Raw genomic sequence first — 9723 nt, 5'->3', positions numbered from 1 at the left:
ACGCCCGAAGCTCGGCCCGCTCATCCGACGACATCTCCACCGACACAGCCAACCACAACACATCTCAAGTAAAGACATCGGGATCACGAGACACTAGTTCGCCGTCTTTCGCATGTTCGTTGGCTCGCGGGGGGCACCGGTGCCGGCAAGAGCACCCTCGCCCAGGTCCTGGCGGAGCGCTACGACGTGCTGATCTACGACGGGGACCGCGCGGAGCGCGACTACGCCAGCCGGTGCACCGCGCAGAAGCAGCCGCATCTGTGGGCGTTGCTGGAAGCTCCACTGGCACAGAGATGGAATGGCCGCGGTGCACAGGAGATCTTTGAGTCGATGCCGAGCCTGCACGGGGAAACGTTCGGATTTGTTGTCGATGACCTGCTGGCGATGCCAACGGAGCGTCCGGTCCTCGTTGATGACTTCCGAACCCTGCCCCGCGAGGTTGCTCCGCTGCTGACGTGGCCAGAGCAGGCAGCCTTCCTCCTGCCGACGCGCCAGTTCAGGGATCGGGCGTTGCGGGCTCGGTTCGCCGACGGCCCGAGAGCCCGAATGAACTGGGGAGACGGCGATCACGGCGAGGCGTTCGCTCTGCGACTGGCTCGCGATGAACTGTGGGACGCCGAAGTGCGGCGTGAGGCCTTCGAACTGCACCTGCCGGTGGTGACCGTCGACGGCTCGCGTGACGCTCTCGACCTTGCCGATGACCTTGCTGCCCGGTTTCGTCTGGACCACGCCGGGCTACGGACTGGGTAAAGTGGGGCAAATGACTTGGCTCGGCGTACGCGTTGGCCTGCGGGCACTGCGGCGGAGTCTTGATTGCTTCGATGCCGGCGGCGGTGAAGACCGCGTCAAGGATGTTGGTGAACGGGCTGGCGCGGTCGCGGATGAGGAACCGGAACTGGTCCGCGTGCTCGCCGAGGTCCATCAGGAGGTTGCGGGCTGCCTGTGCGGTCCAGGCCCCGGCGGGGTTGGTGGTGACGCCGAGTACGTGGACGCAGCGGGTGCCGACCTCGATCGACGTACCGGACGAACTGGGGGCGGAGGCGGACTACGACCTCATGAAAAACACGTACACGCGCCTGAGCGTGACCGCGCAGTCGACATGCAGGAAGTCGCGGGCCAGCACTCGGCTAATCCTCCGAGGTGACGACGTGCCGGATCAGCGCCATGGATTCGACGGCCTTGAGATGCGGGATCACGACCGCGTGTGCTGGACAGGTCACGATGTCGAGCACCGCAGCGCCGGGCTGGCATTCCCGTACGTGCACTCGCAGCTCCGTGCCGCACAGGTCGACGCGGTGGATGGCCACCTCGAAACCGCTCGACGGGCACTCTCCCAACGCCGCAACCAGGACGACTTCCTGTCCCCAGTGGACCTCTGCCTGAACAGCTGACGGTTGATCCCAGAGGGCAGTCCATTCGTCCTCGCTGTCCACGGCGAGAAGTCCGCTGGGGTGCCGCCGCTGCTGTCCGGCGCACCGGAAGGTGTGCAAGAGGGTACGGAACGGCACTGGTTCGCACGGCTCGTTGGGCACTGTCCGAACGGTAGCAGTTGTGCCGCTCGGCGCAGGTCCGCTTTGGTGCCGTAGAACCCTCGCTGATTGGGTACTCCTGGCCGATCACAGCGGACGAGAGCTGGTTGTCACCGACGCTGAAGCAGCCGTGGAACTGCCGGACAACGTGCCGCTGGCGATGGTTCGCGGGTAGTCGATCGGGATGCCCGGCCGGTGCCCACCCGGCGCCGGCCTGCGGCTGGATCATCAGCGGACCGAACTCGTCGAAGGTGAACAACCTGCGAGGTCCCAGCACCCATCGGCAAGACGACGGTCAGGCGTACCGATCGCCGAGACACCACAGGTTGGAGATCAGATTCAGTACGGTGTGCCGATCTTTCGCCACCGCCGCCCGGACGTACCGGGCTCGGCGGGCGGAAGTGGACGGCGGCTGCGGTAGACGATGAAGGGCCGCCACAGGTAGAAGAGCGGGATGCTCCAGGCGTGCACCAGCCGGCTGAACGGCCAGACGATGAAGATCAGCCACGCCGATACCGCGTGGATCTGGTAGATCAGCGGTGCCTCGGTGATCGCGCGCACGTCCGGCTGGAAGAGGAACAGGCTGCGGAACCACGGCGCGACGGTGGTGCGGTAGTCGTATCCCTGGCTGAGCAGGCTGAACAGGGTGGGCACGATGCCGGTGAGGATGACGAGCAGTAGCAGGATCAGGGCCAGGTAGTCGACCGCGTCGGTGGTCGCCCGCACCCGCGCCACCAGCAGTCGGCGGCCAGCCAGTATGACCACGCCACCGATGACCAGGACAGCGGCGATGAAGCCGGAAATCGAGGCGAACTCGTGGTAGACAGCTTCGGAGATGCCCATGGCGTGGGTGGCCGAAACCGGGACGAGGATGCCGATGATGTGACCGATGATCGCGGCGAAGGTCGCGTAGTGAAACAGCGGTCCACCCCACTTGAGCAGGCGGCGCTCCTGTAGTTCGCTGGAGCGGCTGGTCCAGCCGAACTGGTCGTAGCGCCAGCGCCAGATGTGTCCGACGACGAACACGGCCAGCGCGATGTAGGGCAGCACCACCCACCAGAAGAGATCCCCGGCACTCACCTCGGTCACGGTCGTACCGCCTCTCCAGTCAGATACTCCGGTGGTGCGAAGGGCTCCAGACCGACCTCTTCGCGGGGTGGTCCCTGGCCCCAGGCCTGTGCGACCCGGGCGAGGTCGCCGGGACCGGGTCGGCCAAGCCGTGCGCAGACCGCGTTGACCACATCGACGTACGGCGTTCCTGCCTGCTGCAACGCGCGGCGCACCAGTTCCAGGTCGGCGCGGTGCGCCCGCAGCAGCGCCTCCCCCCGTGGGGTGAGCGCGGCGAAGTCGAGAACCAGCGGAAGATAGTCGGGCAGGTCCGTGTCGCAGGGGTCGAAACCAGCGGCCCGGTAGGCGGCCTTGAACGACAGCAGCGCCATTCCCCGTTTGCGGGTGTCGCCGTAACGGTAGTAGGTCAGGTAGAGCGCGCAGCGACGGCGCAGGTCGAAGGTCTCCACGTAGTGCTGTGCCACTGCGGTCGGAGGGCTCGCCCGCAGCCAGGACAGGAATCGGTCGAAGGGCCGCCGGCTGCCCTTGGGGCAGCCGCGCACGGCCGAATCGAGGCGGTCGAGGCCGTCGAACAGCGCCACCGTCGGATACTGCAGCAGCACCGAGGCCAGCTTGTACGGATTCACCGGGGTCGTGGGCGCGGTCATCCTTGACTCTCCGGTGGGAACAGACCCGGCGCGCTGCCCTTGCCGTTCCAGCCGAGCAGGTTGAAGTGTGTCCGGCCGTCTCGGCCGCGAAAGGTGCCCCTGTCGTGCGACTCGATACCAGGGTGGAAGCCCTCCACCGTGGGGGGACCCTGCCCGCCCATGCCCGGGCCACCCTCGCTGTCGAGGGGGCAGAACAGTTGCTCGTGCTGGGCGGCGAGCCGACCGGCGTCCTCGACGTGCGCCGCAGGGATCACGTAGCGCTCGTTGTACTTGGCGATGGCCAACAGCCGGTACAGGTCCTCCAGATCGGCGGGGGTCGCCCCGACCGAACCGGGCAAGTTCGGGTCGACCGGCAGGTCCAGCTGTTTGGCCCGCATGTAGGCGCGGATCGCGGCGAGTTTGCGCAGCACCGTCCGTACCACGTCGGGGTCCCCGGCGGTGAACAGGTTGGCCAGGTAGTCGATCGGGATACGCAGGGCGTCGATGGTGGCGAAGACGTTGTCAGGGTCGGCCGGGTCGTAGCCGGCCGCGTGTACGACGTCGGCGACCGGCGACAGCGGTGGGATGTACCAGACCATCGGCAGGGTGCGGTACTCCGGGTGCAGCGGAAGTGCCACGCGGTGGCGTACCGCCAGGGCGTAGACCGGGGAGCGACGGGCCGCCTCGATCCAGTCGGCCGCGATGCCCTGCCGGGCTGCCTCCGCCTGCACCTGCGGGTCCTCAGGGTCGAGGAACACCGACAGTTGTGCCTGGTAGAGCTGCTGTGGGTCGGGTACGGCGGCGGCCGGCAGCACCGCGTCGGCGTCGTAGAGGAACAGCCCGAGGTAGCGCAGTCGACCGACACACGTCTCCGAGCAGATGGTGGGCAGCCCGATTTCGGTGCGGGGGTAGCAGAACGTGCACTTCTCCGCCTTGCCGGTTCGGTGGTTGAAGTACACCTTCTTGTACGGGCAGCCGGACACGCAGAACCGCCAGCCTCGGCAGCGATCCTGGTCCACCAGGACGATGCCGTCCTCGGCTCGCTTGTACATTGCCCCGGACGGGCAGGATGCCACGCAGGAGGGGTTGAGGCAGTGCTCGCAGATGCGCGGCAGGTAGAACATGAACACCTGCTCGAACTCCATCTTGACCCGATCCTGCAGTCCGGCCAGGTTCGGGTCGTCTCGCGCGAGCTCGAGCGAGCCAGCAAGATCATCGTCCCAGTTGCTGCCCCACCGTAGGCGCATGTCCCGGCCCGTCAACGCCGAGATGGCGTGGACGCTGGGGTTGAACTTGCCCAGCGGAGCCTCGACCAGCGTCTGGTAGTTGTAGGTCCACGGGTCACCGAAGTCGTCGATCGGGGGCAGGTCCGGGTTGTAGAAGATGGACAGCAGCTTCCGCAGCCGGCCGCCCGCCTTCAGTCGCAGCCGGCCCTTGCGGTCCAGCGACCAGCCACCCTTCCACTGTTCCTGATCCTCGTAGCGCCTCGGATAGCCCAGGCCCGGCTTGGTCTCGACGTTGTTGTAGTAGACGTATTCCATGCCCGGACGGTTGGTCCAGGTCTGCTTGCAGGTCACCGAGCAGGTGTGGCAGCCGATGCACTTGTCGAGGTTCATCACCATCGCCACGTGCGCCATGATCCTCATCGCCGGGTCCCGTCCGCCTCGCTCGGCACCATCAGTACTCCACCTCCTGCGAGCGGCGTCGGACGACGGTGATCTCGTCACGCTGGCCGCCCGTGGTCCCGTAGTAGTTGAACGCGAACGAGAACTGCCCGTAGCCACCGATCGCGTGCGTCGGCTTGATGATCAGCCGGGTGAGCGAGTTGTCCGAGCCGCCGTGCCAACCGGAGATCTCCGACCGGGGCGTCAGCAGATGTCGATCCTTGGCGTGGTACATGAAGACGGTGCCCTCAGGCATCCGGTGGCTGACCACCGCCCGGCAGGCGACCACCCCGTTCCGGTTGTACGCCTCGATCCAGTCGTTGTCGGCAACGCCGATCTTTGCCGCGTCCACCGGGCTCATCCAGATCACCGGTCCGCCCCGGAACAGCCGCAGCATGTGCAGGTTGTCCTGGAATTCGGAGTGGATGGACCATTTCGAGTGTGGCGTCAGGTAGCGCAGGGTCAACTCTGGGCGACCCTCCTCCTGCAGGCCCTGTGCGCCGAAGTGCCGGGCGTAGTTCAGCGGCGGGCGATAGGTCGGCAACATCTCGCCGTACTCGGCCATCCAGTCATGGTCGAGGAAGAAGTGCATTCGGCCGGTGAGGGTGTGCCATGGCTTCTTGCGCTCGACGTTGACCACGAACGGCGAGTAGCGCCGTCCCGCCGTCTCGCTGCCGGACCATTCCGGCGATGTGATCACCGCCTGCGGCCGTACCTGGGTGTCGTAGAACGTGATCCGCTCGCTGGATCGTTCCTCGGCCAGGTCGGCCAGGCGCACTCCGGTACGCCGCTCCAACTCCTGCCACCCCCGCACGGCCAACTGCCCGTTGGTGGTACCCGACAGGGCCAGGATCGCCTCGGCCACCTGTATGTCGCGTTCCAGCGTGGGGCGGCCGTCGGCCGGGCCGCCGCGTACGACCCCGTTGGCCCGGCGCAGGTAGTCGACCGATTCGGTGGGCACCCAGCCAATGCCCTTGGCAGCGGTGCCGAGGGTGTCGACCAGCGGGCCGAGCGCGGCCATCTTCTGCGCCACCATCGGATAGTCCCGCTCGACGACGGTCAGCCGGGGCATGTTCACCGCAGGTACGGGCTGCTCCTCGCCGGTCTTCCAGTCCCGCACCCGGCCGCCCGGTTGGGCCATTTCGTCCGGGGTGTCGTGCAGGAGCGGAGTGGCGACCACGTCGCTGCGCTTGCCCAGATGGCTCTCGGCCAGCCGGGAGAAATCCTCGGCGATGAGCCGGAACGCGTCGAAGTCGGTGCGGCTTTCCCATGGTGGGGCGATCGCCGGGTTGAACGAGTTCACGAACGGGTGCATGTCGGTGGTGGAGATGTCGTGCTTCTCGTACCAGGTGGCGGCCGGTAGGACCACGTCGGAGAACGTACAGGTGCTGGTCATCCGGAAGTCGATGGTGGTGAGCAGGTCGAGCTTGGCCTGCGGCGCCTGCTCGCGCCAGGTCACCTCCACCGGGCGCAGGTGCTCCGGCGACTCCTCGGCGCTCACCGCATGCTCCGTGCCGAGCAGGTGGCGCATGAAGTACTCCATGCCCTTGCCGGAGGAGCCGAGCAGGTTGGCCCGCCACACCGTGAGTACCCGTGGAAAGTTGCGCGGGTCGTCCGGATCCTCGACCGCGAACCGCAGTCTGCCGGCCTGTAGTTCCTGCACCACGTACTCCGGCACCGGCTGGCCGGCGCGGGCGGCCTCGTCGGCCAGGTCCAGCGAGTTGCGGTCGAACGCCGGTTGCGAGGGGGCCCAGCCCAGCCGCGAGGCCTGTGAAAGACAGTCGATGAAGGTCCGGCCGGCGAACAGGCCCCGGCCCAACGGGCTGCTCAGCTCGCCGGGGCCGAAGTGCTCGTAGCGCCACTGGTCGGTGTGCACGTACCAGAACGACGTGCCGGTCATCTGCCGGGGAGGTCGCTGCCAGTCCAGCGCGAACGCCAGCGTCGACCAGCCGGTCACCGGGCGGACCTTCTCCTGCCCCACGTAGTGTGCCCAGCCACCGCCGTTGACCCCCTGGCAGCCGCAGAGCAGGGTCAGGGTGAAGAATGCGCGGTAGATCTGGTCGGAGTGGTACCAGTGGTTGGTGCCCGCCCCCATGCAGATCATCGACCGGCCGCGGGACAGTTCGGCGTTACGGGCGAACTCGCGGGCCACCCGTACCGCTGCGGCGGCCGGCACCGAGCTGATCGTCTCCTGCCAGGCCGGTGTGTACGGCTGCGGGTCGTCGTAACCGGCGGGCCACTGCCCCGGCAGCCCGTCGCGTTGCACCGCGTACTGCGCCATCAGCAGGTCGAACACCGTGGTCACCAACCGGCCGCCGACCCGCACGGCGGGCACCCCCCGGTGGATCGTCGACCCGCCCTCGGTCGGTCCGACATCGAAGCGGGACAGCTCCACCGCCACCGCCTCGCTGTGTCGGCCGTACAGGGTCAGCACCGGGTCGACCCCCGCCAGGTCCAGGTTCCAGCGCCCCATCCCCGACTCGGTGTACCGGAACCCCAGCGAGCCGTTCGGCACGAACGGCTCGCCCGTCTCGGCGTTCAACAGCACCGTCTTGTGCGCGACGCCTTCCCCGTCGCGACCGAGGTCCGCCGCGGTGAGGAACTTGTCCGGCACATAGCCGTCACCGTGCTGCCGCAGGGTCACCAGGAACGGCAGATCGGTGTAGGTCTTGACGTACTCCGTGAAGTAGGGCACCTGCCGGTCGCGGAAGAACTCGGTGAGGATCACGTGACCCATCGCCATCGCCAATGCCCCGTCGGTGCCGGGTTTGGCCGCTAACCAGTCGTCGGCGAACTTCGTGTGGTCGGAGTAGTCCGGCGAGACCACCACCACCTTTTGTCCCCGGTAGCGGGCCTCGGTCATGAAATGCGCGTCAGGGGTACGGGTGATCGGCAGGTTCGTCCCCCAGATGATCATGTAGGAGGAGTTCCACCAGTCTGCGGACTCCGGCACGTCGGTCTGGTCACCGAACACCTGCGGTGAGGCGATCGGCATGTCGGCGTACCAGTCGTAGAAGCTCAGGATCACTCCGCCGATCAGCGACAGGAACCGGCTGCCCGCGGCGTAGGAGACCATCGACATTGCTGGAATCGGGGAGAAGCCCACCACCCGGTCCGGCCCGTACTCCTTGATCGTGTGCACATGTGCCGCGGCGATGAGTTCGGTGACCTCCGGCCAGGTGGACCGCACGAAGCCGCCCTTGCCCCGGGCGTCCTTGTACCGGGCGGCGCGTTCGGGATCGCCGGTGATCTCCGCCCACGCGGCCACCGGATCCAGCCGTCCCCGCGCCTCCCGCCAGAGCTCCAGCAGCGGCCCCCGGACATAGGGATAGCGCACCCGCGACGGTGAGTACGTGTACCACGAGAATGACGCACCCCGTGGGCAGCCTCGGGGCTCGTGCTCCGGCAGGTCCGGCCCCGGCGACGGATAGTCCGTCTGCTGCGTCTCCCAGGTGATGATCCCGTCCTTGACGAAGACCTTCCACGAGCACGATCCCGTGCAGTTCACTCCATGGGTGGACCGCACCACCTTGTCGTGGTGCCACCGCTGCCGCGAGAACTGCTCCGCCGCCCGACCACCGACGCGGTGTACCTCGCGGTAGTCGGGGGACGACTCGCCCGGCGAGAAGAACTGTGCCCCCCGCAGCAGTGACTCCACCGGCTCGCCGATGGGCAGCAGTGGTGCTAACAGCCGTGGTGGGCGCGGGTCTTCTCGGGCGCCCAGCTCTGCTGGCGTTGGTCGATCCACGTGAACACCCACCCTGAACGGCCCCTGTGGCAATGCGCTGACAATATCTGGCATAACGTCCGAAATCGGGTGTCCAAGGAATATCGGTCCGGCCAAGTCGCGACTGATCACCCGGGTGTTCCAGCCCAGCCGGTCCAGCCAGGGGGAGGGGACCACCTCGCCCGAGAGGTGTTCAACGGCGACCACCACCAGCCCGATCATCGACGCCATGACCGCTGCGGTCGGTGGAGTTGCACTGCGGACCCGACCATGGGGCATCACCGAGGATCACCGTTGTTGACGGCGGCGGGACTTGGCCTGAAAGCTCGGCGGATTCGAGGTCGCCCATCGTCGCGGCGGGGCGGAGAATCGGATTTCCCTTGCCGGTGCATACACTCGCCGGATGAACCCACCCGGATACCCCCAACCGGATCGACCGCCGGTGGTTCGCCCGCTCTGGTCGCTTGCCGGCCCAGCGCTTGGTGCAATGGTCGCCGCAGGACTGCTCACCGCGCCGATCGGACCGCTGGGCAGCGCGATCACGCGCGATCTCGGACTGTCCACCACTGCCATGACAGTGACCGTGGTCGTACCGTACGTGGTGGCGACGGCGGCCCTGGTCGTGCCCGGCTACCTGCTCGGCCGGCGGTGGCCCACCGCAACCGGAGTGCCGGCGCTGGTGCTCCTGCTCCTCGGGAGCGTGCTGAGCGCCTTCGCGCCGGGGGCGGGGCTGATGGGCGTTGGACGGGTGGTCGACGGGCTGGGTGCCGGAATCGTGGTCGGCGTCGCCCTGGCCCTCTCCAGTCAGCTGGGCCGCTGGTGTTCCCGGGCCCGACTGGTACTCGGCCTCGCGCTCGGCGTCGCTCTCCTGCTCGGACCCGTCGTGAGCGGCGTGATAGCGCAGGCCGCGAGTTGGCGGCCGGCGTTCCTGCTCGGCGTGCCGGTGGCCGCGGTCGCGCTGATCGGCACAATAGCGAGCGGAATCGCCATGTTGGTCGGTCGTGCGTCCCGGCCGAGCCCGCCGGCTTCCCCTGCCATGACAACGCTGCTTCCCGGCGAAACCCAGCTCGGCGGCCCAGCGCGCTGACAATCCGTCACTTGATCTGAAC

The 9723-nt window shown here is 67.6% G+C and carries 7 protein-coding genes; 2 read left to right on the top strand and 5 right to left on the bottom strand.

Annotated features, from left to right (window positions below):
• Window positions 1–186 precede the first annotated feature (186 nt).
• Complete coding sequence (locus ACFQ4H_RS21325; protein WP_377572939.1) at window positions 187–750, top strand: hypothetical protein; 564 nt, start codon at window positions 187–189, stop codon at window positions 748–750.
• A gap of 377 nt (window positions 751–1127) precedes the next feature.
• Here the strand turns inward: ACFQ4H_RS21325 and ACFQ4H_RS21320 are convergent, their stop codons facing one another.
• From ACFQ4H_RS21320 to ACFQ4H_RS21300, 5 genes are all read right to left on the bottom strand, one after another.
• Window positions 1128–1532 (bottom strand): protease complex subunit PrcB family protein, encoded by a 405-nt coding sequence (locus ACFQ4H_RS21320; RefSeq protein WP_377572937.1) that lies wholly within the window; start codon window positions 1530–1532, stop codon window positions 1128–1130.
• Between the two features lie 336 nt (window positions 1533–1868).
• Complete coding sequence (narI, locus tag ACFQ4H_RS21315; protein ID WP_377572935.1) at window positions 1869–2618, bottom strand: respiratory nitrate reductase subunit gamma; 750 nt, start codon at window positions 2616–2618, stop codon at window positions 1869–1871.
• Entirely contained in the window at window positions 2615–3244 is a 630-nt protein-coding gene (gene narJ / locus ACFQ4H_RS21310) for a nitrate reductase molybdenum cofactor assembly chaperone (RefSeq protein WP_377572934.1), read from the bottom strand. The genes narI and narJ overlap by 4 nt, the downstream gene beginning before the upstream one ends.
• Complete coding sequence (gene narH / locus ACFQ4H_RS21305) at window positions 3241–4869, bottom strand: nitrate reductase subunit beta (protein ID WP_377572933.1); 1629 nt, start codon at window positions 4867–4869, stop codon at window positions 3241–3243. The genes narJ and narH overlap by 4 nt, the downstream gene beginning before the upstream one ends.
• Before the next feature lie 31 nt (window positions 4870–4900).
• Complete coding sequence (locus ACFQ4H_RS21300; RefSeq protein WP_377572943.1) at window positions 4901–8533, bottom strand: nitrate reductase subunit alpha; 3633 nt, start codon at window positions 8531–8533, stop codon at window positions 4901–4903.
• Window positions 8534–9017: 484 nt separating this feature from the next.
• Here ACFQ4H_RS21300 and ACFQ4H_RS21295 point away from each other — a divergent pair, with 484 nt between their 5' ends.
• Window positions 9018–9701: an MFS transporter gene (locus ACFQ4H_RS21295; RefSeq protein WP_377572932.1), complete on the top strand. Its 684-nt coding sequence runs from the start codon at window positions 9018–9020 to the stop codon at window positions 9699–9701.
• Window positions 9702–9723: the final 22 nt, after the last annotated feature.

This window comes from Micromonospora sonneratiae, from assembly GCF_042679305.1.
GTDB lineage: Bacteria > Actinomycetota > Actinomycetes > Mycobacteriales > Micromonosporaceae > Micromonospora_H > Micromonospora_H sonneratiae.
Note: the sequence above shows the minus strand (reverse complement) of the source record. Positions and strands in the feature narration are given on the sequence as shown.